The organism is Bradyrhizobium sp. JYMT SZCCT0180, assembly GCF_018130165.1.
Lineage (GTDB): Bacteria > Pseudomonadota > Alphaproteobacteria > Rhizobiales > Xanthobacteraceae > Bradyrhizobium.
In genome coordinates this window covers 47,827-63,464 of sequence record NZ_JAFCLZ010000016.1, presented here as the reverse complement: position 1 = coordinate 63,464, position 15,638 = coordinate 47,827, and the positions used below count along the sequence as shown (strand labels likewise).

Sequence of the window (15,638 nt, the reverse complement as noted above, 5' to 3'; positions counted from 1 at the left end):
CCCGCTCAGAACGCCGTACCCGCCCGCCTCGGCTTCTGTTCTTCGGCCTCGCGCGGCACCGGCACGATCCGCAAGGCGGTGATGCGGTTGCGCTCGCGGCGCAGCACGCGGAAGCGGAAGCCGTGAAAGGTAAAACTCTGGCCGCGCTCGGGGATCGAACGCGCCTCGTGAATGACGAGACCGGCGATCGTGGTCGCCTCCTCGTCGGGCAGATGCCAGTTCATGGCGCGGTTGAGATCGCGGATCGGCACCGAACCATCGACCACCACCGAGCCGTCGGGCTGGGCCCGGACGCCGGCCACCACCACGTCGTGCTCATCGGAAATGTCGCCGACGATTTCCTCCAGAATGTCTTCCAGCGTCACCATGCCTTCGACTTCGCCATACTCGTCGACGACGAGCGCGAAGTGGGTCTTGCGGCGACGGAACGCCTTGAGCTGTTCGGACAGAGGCCGCATCTCCGGCACGAACCAGGGCGGCAGCATGATGGCCGCAACGTTGATACGCGAGGTGTCGCCTTCGGAAGCGCGGATCGCGCGCAGCAGATCCTTGGCGTGCAGCACGCCGATGATGTTTTCAGGTTTCTCGCGCCACAGCGGGATGCGGGTGTATTCGGTCGCCAGTACCTCGCGCACCAGTTCGTCCGGCGGCAGATCGGCATTGATCATCACCATGGCGGTGCGGTGGACCATGACGTCAGACACGGCAAGGTCGCCAAAGCGGAAAACATTGTGGATGTATTCGGCCTCGCCGCTTTCGATGCCGCCGTGCACGGCCGATTCCTCCACCAGCCCCTCGATCTCGGAGTCGGTTAGGATTTCATGCTGTGAGGATTCCTCCACGCCGAGCATCCGCAAAATTCCGCGTGACGCGGTGTTGAGGAGCCAGTTCAGCGGCCAGAAAACCAGATAGGACAAATAGAGCGGATACGCGATCCATTGCGAAACCGGCATCGGCTGCCGGATCGCCAGCGTCTTCGGCACCTGTTCGCCGATCACGATATGCAGCGAGGAGAACACCAGGAAGCCGGCGAGGAACGACACGAAGTGCAACGTGGCTTGCGACATTCCGAGCGGGATCAGCAACGGCTCGAGCAGCGCCGCAACGGTGGGCTCGCCAACCCAGCCGAGGCCGAGCGAGGCCATGGTAATTCCGAGCTGGCAGCACGCCAGATAGGCCTCGATGTTGCCCATCATGCTGTGCAGCAGGCGCGCGCCGAAGCGGTCCTGCTCGACCATCGCCCTGATGCGAAACCCGCGGCTCTTCACCAGCGCAAACTCGGCCGCCACGTAGAACGCGTTGGCGGCGAGCAGCAGGAAAGCGAGCAGCAGATTGAACGCGGTCGAACTCATGCCTGCCTCGCGACGGCACCAGGCCCGCGCGACGGCTCCATGATGCGCCCTGACAGTCCCGTTCTCATTCCGACAGCTTCTGTTGCAGGAAGGCGTGAACCGATGCCGGTTCGACGTCGTTTGCGATCACCGCGCGCCCCACAACCTCCAGCAGGATGAAGGTGAGCTTGCCGCGCTTGACCTTCTTGTCCTGCGCCATCAGCGCCATCAGCGTATCGGCATCCGCCAGCCCTTCCTGGGCGAAGCCGGCGATGTCCTGCAACCGGGTCGGCAAGCCAACCGAAGCCAGATGACGCTCGACGCGCGCGGCGTCGGCTGGCGAGATCATGCCGAGGCTTGCGGAAAACTCCGCCGCCAGCACCGTGCCGATGGCAACGCCCTCGCCATGGAACAGGCGATCGGAAAACCCGGTTGCGGCCTCCAGCGCGTGACCAAAGGTGTGGCCGAGATTGAGCAGCGCGCGTTCGCCGGTTTCGCGCTCGTCGCGCGACACGATCGCGGCCTTGGCGCGGCACGAGGTGGCGATCGCATGCTCGCGCGCCGCGCTGCCGGAGAAGATGCCGGAGTGATTGGTCTCGAGCCAGGCGAAGAAGGCTTCATCACCGAGCACGCCATATTTGGCGACTTCGGCATAACCGGAGCGGAACTGGCGCGGCGACAGCGAGTCCAGGACGGAGGTGTCGGCGATCACAAGCACCGGCTGATGGAACGCGCCGAGCAGATTTTTTCCCTGCGGCGAGTTGATGCCGGTCTTGCCGCCGACGGAGGAATCCACCTGCGCCAGCAGCGAGGTCGGCACCTGCACGAAATCGACCCCGCGGCGCAGGATCGCCGCCGCGAAGCCGGCGAGATCGCCGACCACGCCGCCGCCGAGCGCGATCACGAGGTCATTGCGCTCGATTTTGGCGGCGATCAGCGCCTCGGAGACCTTCTCCAGTCCGGCGTAGGTTTTCGACCCCTCGCCTTCCTCGACAATGACATGCGACGTCGGGATGCCGGCCGCAGCCAGCGACGCTTGCGCTGGTTCGAGCCAATGCTTGGCGACGGTGCGGTCGGTGACGATGGCGGTGCGCACGCCCGGCCGCAGCGCGGCGATGCGCGCGCCAAGAGTTTGCAGTACGTCGCGGCCGATGACGATGTCATAGGCGCGGTCGCCGAGCGCGACGTCGACGGTGATGGGATCGGAGTGTTTCAGTGGTGCCGTCATGAGGTAGCGCTTATCCCGTCCGTTGTAGCTGTTACTGTCGTCGTCGACTCTTTAGTCGATGACTCCTGGGCCGGCGGCGCGACGGCGCCGCACAGCCTGGCGCGCAAGGCGTCCAGGCATTCATCGACAATCCGGTCATGCGGCACGTCGCGCGACAGGATCGTGAGGTCAGCCCCCTGATAGACCGGTTCGCGGGCTTCGAGCAGGCGGGCGACCGTCGCAACCGGATCCTCGGTCTGCAGCAGCGGCCGGTCGGCGCGACGCTTGACGCGCTTCATGATCACGTCGATGTCTGCCTTGAGCCAGACCGACACCGCTTTGTCGGCGATCCGCTTGCGGGTTTCCTCGCGCATGAAGGCACCACCGCCGGTGGCAAGCACCGCCGGGCCACCATCGAGCAGCCGGGCGATCACGCGGGCCTCGCCGTCACGAAAGTAAGGCTCGCCATATTTCGAAAAGATTTCGGGAATCGTCACCCCGTCATGGGCAATCTCGATCTCGATATCGGCGTCGAAAAACGGCAACCGCAGCCGCGCCGCCAGCCTGCGGCCAATGGTGGATTTGCCGACGCCCATCATGCCGACAAGCACGACCGAACGCCGCCCCAGTGCCGCCGCGATCTCGGCCTCCTGGGGGGTGCTTGCTGGTGCCGGTATGGCGGTCTCGGGCATCCCAAACTCTGTCTCAGCGGATTTTCCGCGTTTCTGCGCCACCTATACTACCCCCGCCGATACCCATGCCAGAGACTCTTGCAACGGAGATTGGAACATGTAGGTAGTCAGGCGCGTCCAACCCCGATGATTTCAATGGTTAATTCGCGGCCTAAAGTCACTTTCAAGCCCGCCCTCAAGGCGCCCTGATGCCCAGTCTGTTCCGCTTTTTGACGGTCGTCGGCATTATCGCCGGCATCGGCTATGGCGTGGTCTTCGCGCTGGCGAATTTCGTCAATCCGAAGCCGCGGGAAATGACCGTGACCATCCCTCCGGATAGGTTCCTCAAGAGATAGCGGCGCGCAGCAACCGCATAAAAAGCTGCATCGCCGCTTCGACTTTTGCGCCGTCGCCCGGCGCGTGCTTGATCCCGTCCATGGCTGCGACGATCACGTTGGCGATATCGACCGGCTTAGAATTCAGTCGGTCCAAAGCGACGACGCGCGCGGCTTCCGCATCGGCCAAAGCCTGCGCCAGCAGCTCCACCAGCGTGGCACGCGCAGCCAGCGTGATGTCCTTGGCCAGGGCCATGTTGATCTCGAACAGTTCGACTGCGTCCGAACTGGAAGCGAATGGCGCGATCAAGCCGCGATGGAAGGCGGCGATGGCGCTTTCGATCCGGCTGAAAACATCGCCGCCGTCAGCCAGCGCTCCCTCGACTTGCTGCATGGTTCGTGCGTGGGCCCGCGTCGATCCTGCCCGGAACAACTCCTCCTTGCTGCCGAAGCACAGATAGAGCGACGCCCGGGAAATATTCGCCGCCCGTGCGATGTCCGCCATCGAAGCCTTGCGAAAGCCGTGACGAACGAACACCGGCAGTGCCGCATCAAGGATGTGGTTGGATTTGGCATCAAGTTCCATCGTCTGGACAGATTGACAGTTCTTGTCCGATACGTCAAAAGACAGATAGACGATTAGTGTCTAATCGTCTATCAACGCATCCGCCGTGGAGGCATGCGAGAAAAGGACTGAACATGGGTTCGCAATTAGAAAATGGCGATGTCACCATTCTCGTGACTGGAATCGGCGGCTTTCTCGGCGGGCATATCGCCCGGCAGTTACTGGCCCAGGGGTACTGTGTTCGCGGCAGCGTTCGCCACATGGGGCATTGCGACAAGATCAAGGACCAGGTCTGCCCTGACATGGCGGCCGACCTTCACCGCATCAGCTTCATCGAAGCCGATCTTCGCGCCGATCCCGGATGGGATGCTGCGGTCGCCGGATGCCAATATGTGATCCACTCCGCCTCCCCGTTTCCGTCAGACCTGCCGAAGGATGAGGATGAGCTGATCCGGCCGGCACGGGAGGGCGCCTTGCGGGTGCTGCGGGCAGCGCAGCGTGCTGGCGTGCTGCGCGTCGTGATGACTTCCTCGATCGCGGCAACCAACCACGGCAACGGTCAAGCGCCCTATACGGAGGACGATTGGACCGATCCGACGAGCCTTCGGGCAACGCCTTACTACAAGTCGAAGACGCTGGCCGAACGAGCCGCATGGGCCTTTGCCGACGAAACCGGACTTGATCTTGTCGTCATCAATCCCGGCATCATCTTCGGACCATTGCTCGGTCCGGACTATGGAACATCGGTGGGACTGATCCAGCAGATGATGAGCGGCAAGCTCAAACGAGTGCCGAGGTTCGGCGTTGCCGTCGTCGACGTACGCGATGCAGCCGATGCCCATATCCGGGCGATGACACATCCGGAAGCGTCAGGTGAGCGCTTCATCGCTGCCGGAAAGTTCTTCTGGATGCGGGACATGGCCGCCGCGCTATCCAACTCCTTTCCGGACTATGCCTCCCGATTGCCCTCCGGCGAAGCGCCGAACTGGATGGTCCGCATGATGGCGCCGTTCAGCGCGCGTTCGCGCATGATCGTCCATGAACTCGACCGTGATCTGAGCGTCTGCGCCGCCAAGGCGACGCGGGTGTTGGGCTGGCAACCACGCCCTGAAAAGGAAGCGATCTGCGCCAGCGCGCAAAGCCTGATCGACCACGGCCTGATCGCCGCCTCCTGAACCTTCATAACCATCAACAACGGAACCAGCCATGACCTCATCCATCGCCCATTCGAGCGACCGCCTTGACGCGGAGCAAATTCGGGACATTGAGCGCGCACGACTTCGCGCCCTCGTCAACGCCGATATGATTGCGGCAGAACCACTGCACGCGCCGGACTTCCAACTGATCACGCCGATCGGCGCGACGCTGTCGAAGGCCGACTATCTCGGCGCGGTGGCCAGCGGACAGATCAAGTATCTGTCGTGGGAGCCGGGTGACATCGCTGTCCGCCTGTACGCAGCCAGCACGCTGATTCGCTATCGCGCCCGGCTCGAAGTCGTGTTCGGAGGCCACAAGGTGCCGCCGGGCGATTACTGGCACACCGACGCCTATGAATGTCGCGACCGGCAATGGATGGTGGTGTGGTCGCAAGCGACCGTGATCAGCGCGCTCGCCTGACAAAAACAACTGCCGCCGCCTGGATCATCGGATATGATTCGGTATGGTCACCAACAATACCTCCGACGCGAAGCTCGTCAGCCTGTTCCTCGACATGCTGGCGGCAGAACAGGGCGCCGGCGATAACACCCTGGATGCCTATCGCCGCGATCTCGAGGATTTTTCGGAGTTCGCCGGCCGGGCGAAATCCGGCTTCATCGCTGCCAACACCCAGTTGCTGCGCGATTACCTTGAAGATCTCGATTCCCGCGGCTTCAAGTCCACGACCGTTGCGCGGCGTCTCTCCGCGCTGCGCCATCTGTTCCGGTTTCTGCTCAACGAACGGATGCGAACCGACGATCCCGCGGCGATCCTGTCCGGTCCGAAGCGCGGCCGCGGCCTGCCCAAGGTGCTGTCGATCGCAGACGTCGACCGCATGCTGACGCGGTCCAAGGAGCTCACCGAAACCGACGCCTCGCCCCAGCAGCGGCTTCGCGCGCTGCGGCTGCATTGCCTGCTCGAAGTGCTCTACGCCACCGGCCTGCGCGTTTCCGAACTGGTGGCGCTGCCGCTGTCGGCGGCGCGCCGCGACGCCCGCATGATCGTGGTGCGCGGCAAGGGCAACAAGGAACGGCTGGTACCGCTGAACGAGGCGTCGCGGCAGGCGATGGCCGATTACCTCGCCGCGATGGAAGCGCTGAAGCCCGAGAAGAAGAAAAACGCCCCGGCCTCGAAATGGCTGTTTCCCTCCTTCGGCGAAAGCGGACACCTGACGCGACAGCATTTCGCGCGCGACCTCAAAGAGCTTGCATCCGCCTCGGGGCTGGCGCCGCGGCTGGTCTCACCGCATGTGCTGCGTCACGCCTTTGCCAGCCACCTCCTGCACAACGGCGCCGACCTGCGCATCGTGCAAACGCTGCTCGGCCACACCGATATTTCGACCACGCAGATCTACACCCATGTGGTCGAGGAGCGGCTCAAGAGCCTGGTGCGCGACCTGCATCCGCTGGCGGAGAAGTAGACTTCCGCGTCTCCAGCAAGTATGCCGCCTTGACTTCGACGCCTTCTCCCCCGAAACAGCCTCACGCTATCGCTACCCGCCATGGGCCTCCGCCCAGACCGTCAGCTAAATCGTTGAAGAGACTAATCTTCTTTATCAAAGACGAAACCACTTCGCCCGCAGCTAAGTTCCTCCCTATATTGGTTTGATGCCGGATCAGATGCGCAGCTACCTCGACTTCGAAAAACCCGTCGCCGAACTCGAGGCCAAGGTCGACGAGTTGCGCGCGCTGGCTGCGACCGGCAGCGACATCGGCGACGAGATTGCGCGCATCGAGGACAAGGCGTCGCAGGCGCTGACCGACCTCTATGCCAGCCTGACTCCGTGGCAGAAGACGCTGGTGGCGCGCCATCCGCAGCGGCCGCACTTCACCGATTTCATCAATACGCTGATCACGGAATTCACGCCGATGGCGGGCGACCGCAAGTTCGGCGAGGACGAAGCGCTGATGGGTGGCTTCGGCCGCTTCCGGGGCGAAGCCATCTGCGTGGTCGGCCAGGAAAAGGGCGCCACCACCGAAAGCCGCATCAAGCACAATTTCGGCATGGCGCGCCCTGAAGGCTATCGCAAAGCCGTTCGCCTGATGGAGCTGGCCGACCGGTTCGGCATCCCCGTGCTGTCGATCGTCGATTCGGCCGGCGCCTATCCCGGCATCGGCGCCGAGGAACGCGGACAGGCGGAAGCCATCGCGCGGTCCACCGACGCCTGCCTGTCGCTCGGCGTGCCTAATGTCGCGATCATCACCGGCGAGGGCATGTCCGGCGGAGCGATTGCGATCACCACCGCCAACCGCGTGCTGATGTTCGAACACGCGATCTACAGCGTGATCTCGCCCGAAGCCGCATCCTCGATCCTGTGGCGGGACGGCACCAAGGCTCAGGAAGCCGCCACCAGCATGAAGATCACCGCCCAGGACATGCTGCGATTCGGCGTCATCGACCAGATCCTGAAAGAGCCCCCCGGCGGCGCCCATCGCGACCCCGCCGCCATCATCGCCTCCACCGGCGATGCCATCGCCCAGGCCTTCAACGACTTCCGCAACCTCGATGCGGATGCGGTGCGCAAGCAGCGGCGGCAGAAATTCCTCGATATCGGCCGCAAACTGGGCTGAACGGGTTCGATTCCCGGCCTTTTTGGGAGATCAAGCGGCCGCGAACCGCTAAAGCGGCAGGCCCGATCGCAGAATCGCCGATTTTTCGCCAAATCGTTGAATTTAGCCGCAATTATGCCCCGACCGCGTTCTTTAAGATCTGTTGACCATGCCCGCCAAGGTACCGCCTTGTGGGGCGGGTTCGAGTTGCGACAAATCGGCCTAAAGGGTAAGATTTTATACATCGGCTTCAGGGCATGACGCTGTGGTTGGGGTGCGAAAATTGCCCGATGGGTGTGGAGCTTAGCTTTTGATTTATCGCTCGCTGGTTCGCGCGCTCGTCACGTCGGCTGCCCTCGCGGCCAGCGTCATGCTGGCCGGCTGCAACAGCGACGAGATTTCGCTGGCCAATAACGCCAAGGCCAACCAGCCGGTCCCGCCGAAGCTGATCCAGGCCATGGTCGAAAAGGACATGGACCTGAATTCGCCGATCCTGGTCCGGTTGTTCAAGCAGGAAGCCGAACTCGAAATCTGGAAACAGGATCGCGCCGGCCGCTTCGCACTGCTGAAGACCTATCCGATCTGCCGCTGGTCGGGCGATCTCGGACCGAAAATCAAAGAGGGCGACCGCCAGGCGCCGGAAGGCTTCTATTCGATCTCGCCGGCGCAGATGAATCCGCAGTCGGCCTATTATCTGTCGTTCAACACCGGCTATCCCAACGCGTTCGACAAGGCGCTCGGCCGCACCGGATCGCAGCTGATGGTGCATGGCGACTGCTCCTCGCGCGGCTGCTACGCGATGACCGACGAGCAGATCGCGGAAATCTATTCGCTGGGCCGCGAGTCCTTCTTCGGCGGCCAGAAGTCGTTCCAGCTGCAGGCCTATCCGTTCAAGATGACGCCAATCAACATGGCGAAGCATCGCAACAATCCGAACATGCCGTTCTGGAGAATGATCAAGCAAGGCTACGATCATTTCGAGGTGACGAAGCGCGAGCCGAAGGTCGATTTCTGCGAGAGGAAATACGTGTTCGACGCCATCAGGGCGCCCAACGCCACGCGCGACCCGGTGTTCGACGCATCGGGCAAATGCCCGGCCTATGCCATTCCCGAGGAAGTCGCCGACGCCGTGCGCGACAAGCAGCAGGCCGAGGCCGCTGAAACCGCCAAGCTGATTTCGAAGGGCACGCCGGTCGCGCGGCTCAACACCGGCATAGACGGCGGCATGCACAAGATATTCGCCGCGCGGGTTCCTGAAGCCAGCACCGGGCTCTCGGAAGGCGGCGACAGCCAGGGACTGGCGGCGCTCTCGCTGGCCCGCGCCCCCGGCACCATCCCGTCCCACGTCAACCCGCCGCGTGCGCCTTCTGACAATCTCCTGCTCGGCGCGCCGCAGGAGCCGAAGCTTGCGGCGGTCGCCAGCGCACCAACAGCCGGACCGACAGCCTCGACCCCGGCCCCGACACGGGTCGCCAACGCCGCGCCGGCCACGCAATCCGACGGCTGGTTCTCCAGCCTCGCCCGCAAGGTCGGCATTGGCGGCGGCGATGCGACCGCGAGCACCTCAAGCACACCGCCGGCCGCGTCGGCGAAGCCGAAGGTGATCGAGGCCAAGCGAACCGAGCCACCGCGTCACGAAGCCGCGGTGCCCAAGACGTCAGCCCCGAAGGCCGAACCCAAGCAAGCCGCAGCCCGGCCGCCGCTGAAACCGTCGGTGACCGATACCGCAGCTCCAGCCGCTGCGGCAGCTCCCGCGCAGGTCGCCGGCTCCGCGCCGATCGTCTCGGCGAACTCGTTCGAGAGCCGCTTCGGGGCGGTGAAGTAGGCTTCTCCGAGTCACAGAAGCGTAGGGTGGGCAAAGCGAAAGCGTGCCCACCATTCAACCTGAACTCATCGGGAGAGAAGATGGTGGGCACGGCGCTTACGCGCCTTTGCCGACCCTAAGATATCGCCTTCGCTGACGGTTACGCTGAGCAGCTCAGCCGTACTTGCCGTGGCAGTGCTTGAACTTCTTGCCGGAGCCGCAGGGACAATCCTCGTTGCGGCCGACCTTGCCCCAGGTGGCGGGGTTCTTGGGATCGCGGTCGGCGGCGCTGACCTCGGGCACCAGCGAGGCATTGGCGAACGCCATCTCGTCTTCGCCGGTATCCGGATTGAGCTTGTGCGCTTCCATCACCGGCAACGGCGGCTGCTGTTCTTCCGGCGGAACGATCTCGACGCGCATCAATTGCGCCGTCACCGCCTCGCGCAGATGCGCGATCATCGCCTCGAACAGGCTGAAGGCTTCCGACTTGTACTCCTGCAACGGATCGCGCTGGCCGTAGCCGCGCAGGCCGATCACCTGGCGCAGATGGTCGAGCATCACGAGATGCTCGCGCCAGAGATGATCCAGCGTCTGCAGCAGAATGGTCTTTTCGACGTAGCGCATCACGTCGGGGCCCCATTGCGCGACCTTGGCCGCCATGCGCTCGTCGACATGCTTCTCAATGCGCGCCAGCAATTCCTCGTCGGCGATGCCTTCTTCCTTGGCCCATTCATCGACCGGCAGATCGACGTCGAGCACGCGCTTCAATTCGTCCTTGAGGCCGGTAACGTCCCACTGCTCGGCATAGGCATGCTCGGGCACGTGCTTGGTCACGACGTCCTCGACGAAGGCGTGGCGCATGTCGGCGACGGTCTCGGCGACGCTGTCGTCCTTCATCAGGTCGACGCGCTGGTCGAAGATCACCTTGCGCTGGTCGTTCTGGACGTTGTCGAATTTGAGCAAATTCTTGCGGATGTCGAAGTTGCGCGCCTCGACCTTCTGCTGCGCCTTCTCCAGCGCCTTGTTGATCCAGGGATGGATGATCGCCTCGCCTTCCTTGAGGCCGAGCCGCGTCAGCATGGTATCGAGCCGGTCGGACCCGAAGATCCGCATCAGGTCGTCTTCCAGCGACAGGAAGAACTTCGAGCGTCCGGGGTCGCCCTGACGGCCGGAGCGGCCGCGCAGCTGGTTGTCGATGCGCCGCGATTCATGGCGTTCCGAACCCATGATGTAAAGGCCGCCGGGCTTGGTGATGGTCTTGGCCGGCTTCGAACCCTTGGCGGGTTCGATTTCGACGACGTCCACGGCCTTCAGCACGATCTCGCGGAAACGCTCGATGTCGGCCTTGATGAGTTCGATCTTGGCGGCCTTCTCGGCCTCGTCGGTGATATCAGCGGTCTCCTGCAAGATCCGCATCTCGAGCGAACCGCCGAGCTTGATGTCGGTACCACGGCCGGCCATGTTGGTCGCGATCGTGATCGCGCCGGGGACGCCGGCTTCCGCGACGATATAGGCTTCCTGTTCGTGGAAGCGCGCGTTCAGCACCGCGAACAGTTTCGCAGGCTTGCCCGCGCGCGCCGCGGCATAGAGCTTCTCCATGCCGGATTCCGAACCGAAATCGATCTGCTTGTAGCCGTGGTTCTTCAGGTAGTCGGCCAGCACTTCCGACTTCTCGATCGAGGCAGTGCCGACCAGCACCGGCTGCAGCCGCGCATTGGCGCGTTCGATCTCGGCCAGGATCGCGGCGTATTTCTCGGTCTGGGTGCGATAAACCTCGTCGTCCTCGTCGAGGCGCGCCACCGGCACGTTGGTCGGGATTTCGACGACCTCGAGCTTGTAGATGTCGAACAGTTCGTCGGCTTCGGTCAGCGCGGTGCCGGTCATGCCGGCGAGCTTGGCGTACATCCGGAAATAGTTCTGGAAGGTGATCGAGGCCAGCGTCTGGTTTTCCGGCTGGACCTGGACATGCTCCTTGGCTTCCAGCGCCTGGTGCAGGCCTTCGGAATAGCGCCGGCCCTGCATCATGCGGCCGGTGAATTCGTCGATGATGATGACCTCGCCGTCGCGGACGATGTAGTCCTTGTCGCGGTTGAACAGCGAATGGGCGCGCAGCGCCTGATTGATGTGGTGAACCACCGAGACGTTCTCGACGTCGTAGAGCGACTCGCCCTTGAGCTGGCCGGCGTCGCGCAGCAGGGTTTCGATCTTCTCCATGCCGGCTTCGGTCAGCGTCACCGTGCGCTGCTTCTCGTCGACGTCGTAATCGGTCTTGTCGAGCTTGGGCAGGAAGGTGTCGATGGTGTTGTAGAACTCCGAGCGGTCGTCGAGCGGGCCGGAGATGATCAGGGGCGTACGCGCCTCGTCGATCAGGATCGAGTCGACTTCGTCGACGATGGCGTAGAAGTGGCTGCGCTGGACCATGTCCTCCAGGCGGTACTTCATGTTGTCGCGCAGATAGTCGAAACCGTATTCGTTGTTGGTGCCGTAGGTGATGTCGCGCGAATAGGCTTCCTTGCGCTCGGCATCGTCGAGGCCGTGGACGATCACGCCGACGGAAAGGCCGAGGAAATTGTAGATCTGCCCCATCCATTCGGAGTCGCGGCGGGCGAGGTAGTCGTTGACGGTGACGACGTGGACGCCCTTAGCCGCAAGCGCGTTGAGATAGACCGCAAGCGTCGCGACCAGGGTCTTGCCTTCGCCGGTCTTCATCTCGGCGATGTCGCCCTCGTGCAGCACCATGCCGCCGATCAGCTGGACGTCGAAATGACGCTGGCCGAGGGTGCGCTTGGCCGCCTCGCGCACGGTGGCAAACGCCGGAACCAGGAGGTCGTCGAGCGTCTTGCCGTTGGCGAGTTGCTCGCGGAATTCGGCGGTTCGGGCCTTCAGCGCCTCGTCCGACAGCGCGGTGAGCGTGGGCTCGAGCGCGTTGATGGCGCTGACGCGGGACTGGTATCCCTTCACCCGCCGGTCATTTGCGGAGCCGAAAAACTTGCGGGCGAGCGCGCCGATCATGCCGAGTTCCTGTCTATGCCGTGTCTTGCTTTGTAGTGTCTTGCTATGCCGTGTCTTGCGTTGCGGCCGTGACGTGATCCACCAAGTTGCCTATCAACTCACCGTGACGCGTCGCGGCAAACGCCCCGATCCGGGGGTCATCCGCCAAGTGAGTGGGATTCAGGCAAGCTAAGGTTCAACGGCAAAAAGCCCAGTAAAATAAGCGCTATCGCCATCGATTGGTTCCGGCAGAGATATGGCTGGGCATGAGCCTTGTCAACGCCGCCAAGATGTCAAGGAATTCATCATTTTGACAGACTTTTCGCGTTGCCAAGGTGCCATGATTGGGCGAGTGTCCCGCCGCCTCACACATACCCATCTTTAAGACAAGGATTTTGCATGACCTCCCCGTTCCCGGAAACGAAGACCGGCCCGCGCTTCGGCTTGGCCTCCTTGAAGGTTTCCTTGGCCCTGACGACCTGCCTGGCTGCGGTTCTGGCCGCCGGCCTGCCGGCCCGCGCCCAGGACAACCCCGTTCTGGCGAAGGTTAACGGCGTGGAGATCCGTCAGAGCGACGTCGCGCTGGCCGAAGAGGAACTTGGCCCCAGCCTCGCCCAGATGGACCCGGCGACCAAGAAGGACAACGTGCTGGCCTTCCTGATCGACCTCAAGATCGTCGCCAAGGCCGCCGAGGACAAAAAGGTCGAGAATTCCGAGGACTTCAAGCGGCGCATGGCGTTCACGCGCAGCCGTCTGTTGATGGACAGCCTGCTGGCCACCGAAGGCAAGGCGGCAACCACCGAAGAGGCCATGAAAAAGGTCTATGAGGAGGCCTCCAAGCAGATCACCGGCGAAGCCGAAGTCCACGCCCGGCACATCCTGGTCGAGACCGAGGACGAGGCCAAGGCGATCGCCGAAGAGCTGAAAAAGGGTGCCGATTTCGCTGATCTCGCCAAGAAAAAGTCCAAGGACCCCGGCGCCTCCGACGGCGGCGACCTCGGCTTCTTCACCAAGGAGCAGATGGTCCCCGAATTCTCGGCCGTGGCGTTCGTGCTCGAGCCCGGCAAGATTTCCGATCCGGTCAAATCGCAGTTCGGCTGGCACATCATCAAGGTCGAGGAAAAGCGCAACCGCAAGGCGCCCGACTTCGAGCAGGTCAAGCCCCAGATCGAAACCTACGTGACGCGCAAGGCGCAGGCCGATTACGTGGCCAAGCTGCGCGAGGCCGCCAAGGTCGAGCGCATGGACAAGCCGGCCGAGCCGGCGGCGAAGCCGGCCGAGGCTGCCAAGCCCGACGCCTCCAAGATGGCCCCCCCGGCGAAGAAGTAAATCGACTTCGCCGCCCGACTTCAGTATTTAGGCATCATGCCCGGCCCACTTCGGTGTGCCGGGCATCCATGTCTTTGGGCCTTCATCGACGGATGCTGAAGGCGTGGATGGCCGGCAAGACGCGCTTTGCGCTTTTGGGTGTGCCGGGCATCCATGTCTTAGGGCCTTCATCAACGGATGCTGAAGACGTGGCTGGCCGCGAATCCCAAGGCGCCTCGCGCTGCTGGATCCGGCCACATCGCTTCCAGTCTTCCTGTCGATAAGGCGCCCCCATGTCATCAGCCGTTTCCCCCCTCGCCCCGACCGAAGTCCCCGACATGCCCGTGATCGCGGGCGTGCGGCTTGCCACGGCTGCCGCCGGCATCCGCTACAAGGGGCGCACCGACGTGCTGCTCGCGATCATGGACAAGGGGACGAATGCGGCCGGCGTCTTCACCCAATCGAAGTGCCCAAGCGCTCCGGTGGAATGGTGCCGCGCCCAACTCAAAGGCGCAGGCTCTTCCAAGGGGCTCGCGCGCGCGCTGGTGGTGAATTCCGGCAATGCCAATGCCTTCACCGGCAAGACCGGACGGCAGGCCACGACCTTGACGGCGTCGATTGCCGCCAAGGCTGTGGGGTGCAAACCAAACGAGGTGTTTCTCGCCTCCACCGGCGTGATCGGCGAGCCGCTTGACGCCACCAAATTCGACGGCGTGCTGGGCACGCTGGCCGAAAGCGCTGCACCCGCGGACTGGATGAGCGCGGCCCGGGCGATCATGACCACCGACACCTTTCCAAAGGTTGCGACCGCGACCGTGAAACTCGGCAAGGCCAAGGTCACCATCAACGGCATGGCCAAGGGCGCCGGCATGATCGCGCCCGACATGGCGACCATGCTGTCCTTCGTGTTCACCGACGCGCCGCTGTCGTCGGCCGTGCTGCAATCGCTGCTCAAGAGCGGCGTCCAGGATACCTTCAACGCGCTGACCATCGACAGCGACACCTCGACATCCGACACGCTGCTGGCGTTCGCCACCGGAACGGCCGCCGCCAACGGCGCGCCAAAAATCACCCGCGCCAGCGATCCGAGGTTGAAGGCCTTCACCAAGGCGTTCCGCGCGGTGCTCGCCGATCTTGCCGAGCAGGTCGCCCGCGACGGCGAAGGCGCGCGAAAACTGGTCGAGGTCATCGTCGAGGGCGCGACTACCAGCATCTCGGCACGCCGGATCGCCATGTCGATTGCGAATTCGCCGCTGGTCAAGACGGCGATCGCCGGCGAGGACGCCAATTGGGGCCGCGTGGTGATGGCGGTCGGCAAGGCCGGCGAGCCCGCCAACCGCGACAAGCTGTCGATCTCGTTCAACGGCATCCGTGTCGCCAAAAGCGGCGCGCGCGATCCGTCGTACAACGAGGCGGAGGTTTCCGAGGCGATGAAGGCTCCGAAGATTCAGATCAAGGTTTCGCTTGGCCTCGGCAAGGGCCGCGACCGCGTGCTGACCTGCGACCTCACCAAGGAATACGTCGCGATCAACGGCGATTACCGGTCGTAGACACGGTTCGTCATTGCCTGCGACAAACGCGAAGCGTTTGCGCAAGGGAGCAAAGCGACGAAGCAATCCACAGTCGCTATGCCGCCCATGGATTGCTTCGCTTCGCTCGCAATGACGGGATTGACGAGTT

The 15,638-nt window shown here is 63.4% G+C and carries 13 protein-coding genes; 8 read left to right on the top strand and 5 right to left on the bottom strand.

What is annotated here, in order from left to right; genetic code table 11:
• Window positions 1-5 precede the first annotated feature (5 nt).
• The 3 genes from JQ641_RS23335 to JQ641_RS23325 all read right to left on the bottom strand — a co-directional run bounded on the left by JQ641_RS23335 (window position 6) and on the right by JQ641_RS23325 (window position 3,230).
• Window positions 6-1,352, bottom strand: coding sequence for a hemolysin family protein (locus JQ641_RS23335; RefSeq protein ID WP_211998250.1), 1,347 nt, complete (start codon window positions 1,350-1,352; stop codon window positions 6-8).
• Window positions 1,353-1,416: 64 nt separating this feature from the next.
• Window positions 1,417-2,559, bottom strand: coding sequence for a 3-dehydroquinate synthase (gene aroB, locus JQ641_RS23330; protein ID WP_211998249.1), 1,143 nt, complete (start codon window positions 2,557-2,559; stop codon window positions 1,417-1,419).
• Window positions 2,556-3,230, bottom strand: coding sequence for a shikimate kinase (locus JQ641_RS23325; protein ID WP_211998248.1), 675 nt, complete (start codon window positions 3,228-3,230; stop codon window positions 2,556-2,558). The genes aroB and JQ641_RS23325 overlap by 4 nt, the downstream gene beginning before the upstream one ends.
• Window positions 3,231-3,418: 188 nt before the next feature.
• Here JQ641_RS23325 and JQ641_RS23320 point away from each other — a divergent pair, with 188 nt between their 5' ends.
• On the top strand, window positions 3,419-3,565 hold the full coding sequence (locus JQ641_RS23320; RefSeq protein WP_211998247.1) for a histidine kinase: 147 nt from the start codon (window positions 3,419-3,421) through the stop codon (window positions 3,563-3,565).
• Here the strand turns inward: JQ641_RS23320 and JQ641_RS23315 are convergent.
• The gene (locus tag JQ641_RS23315; RefSeq protein WP_211998246.1) at window positions 3,555-4,130 is read right to left on the bottom strand and encodes a TetR/AcrR family transcriptional regulator; all 576 of its coding nucleotides are present in this window, start codon (window positions 4,128-4,130) and stop codon (window positions 3,555-3,557) included. The genes JQ641_RS23320 and JQ641_RS23315 overlap by 11 nt on opposite strands.
• A gap of 113 nt (window positions 4,131-4,243) precedes the next feature.
• On the opposite strand from JQ641_RS23315, the gene JQ641_RS23310 reads away from it, so the two are divergent.
• The 5 genes from JQ641_RS23310 to JQ641_RS23290 all read left to right on the top strand — a co-directional run bounded on the left by JQ641_RS23310 (window position 4,244) and on the right by JQ641_RS23290 (window position 9,680).
• The gene (locus tag JQ641_RS23310; RefSeq protein ID WP_249150627.1) at window positions 4,244-5,284 is read left to right on the top strand and encodes an SDR family oxidoreductase; all 1,041 of its coding nucleotides are present in this window, start codon (window positions 4,244-4,246) and stop codon (window positions 5,282-5,284) included.
• A 31-nt stretch (window positions 5,285-5,315) separates the two neighbouring features.
• A complete protein-coding gene (locus tag JQ641_RS23305) occupies window positions 5,316-5,726 on the top strand; it encodes a nuclear transport factor 2 family protein (protein ID WP_211998245.1) in 411 nt (136 codons plus the stop codon).
• A gap of 43 nt (window positions 5,727-5,769) precedes the next feature.
• Window positions 5,770-6,726, top strand: coding sequence for a site-specific tyrosine recombinase XerD (gene xerD / locus JQ641_RS23300; RefSeq protein WP_211998244.1), 957 nt, complete (start codon window positions 5,770-5,772; stop codon window positions 6,724-6,726).
• A 187-nt stretch (window positions 6,727-6,913) separates the two neighbouring features.
• Window positions 6,914-7,876 (top strand): acetyl-CoA carboxylase carboxyltransferase subunit alpha, encoded by a 963-nt coding sequence (locus tag JQ641_RS23295; RefSeq protein WP_192736474.1) that lies wholly within the window; start codon window positions 6,914-6,916, stop codon window positions 7,874-7,876.
• A 289-nt stretch (window positions 7,877-8,165) separates the two neighbouring features.
• On the top strand, window positions 8,166-9,680 hold the full coding sequence (locus JQ641_RS23290) for a L,D-transpeptidase family protein (RefSeq protein ID WP_211998243.1): 1,515 nt from the start codon (window positions 8,166-8,168) through the stop codon (window positions 9,678-9,680).
• A 153-nt stretch (window positions 9,681-9,833) separates the two neighbouring features.
• Here JQ641_RS23290 and secA read toward each other — a convergent pair whose 3' ends face one another.
• Window positions 9,834-12,671 carry a preprotein translocase subunit SecA gene (gene secA, locus JQ641_RS23285; RefSeq protein ID WP_211998242.1) on the bottom strand — a complete coding sequence of 946 codons (2,838 nt, stop codon included), beginning with the start codon at window positions 12,669-12,671 and terminating at the stop codon, window positions 9,834-9,836.
• Between the two features lie 378 nt (window positions 12,672-13,049).
• On the opposite strand from secA, the gene JQ641_RS23280 reads away from it, so the two are divergent.
• Together JQ641_RS23280 and argJ are read left to right on the top strand one after the other, a co-directional pair.
• The gene (locus JQ641_RS23280) at window positions 13,050-13,979 is read left to right on the top strand and encodes a peptidylprolyl isomerase (RefSeq protein WP_211998241.1); all 930 of its coding nucleotides are present in this window, start codon (window positions 13,050-13,052) and stop codon (window positions 13,977-13,979) included.
• A gap of 272 nt (window positions 13,980-14,251) precedes the next feature.
• The gene (gene argJ / locus JQ641_RS23275) at window positions 14,252-15,508 is read left to right on the top strand and encodes a bifunctional glutamate N-acetyltransferase/amino-acid acetyltransferase ArgJ (protein WP_211998240.1); all 1,257 of its coding nucleotides are present in this window, start codon (window positions 14,252-14,254) and stop codon (window positions 15,506-15,508) included.
• Window positions 15,509-15,638 lie beyond the last annotated feature (130 nt).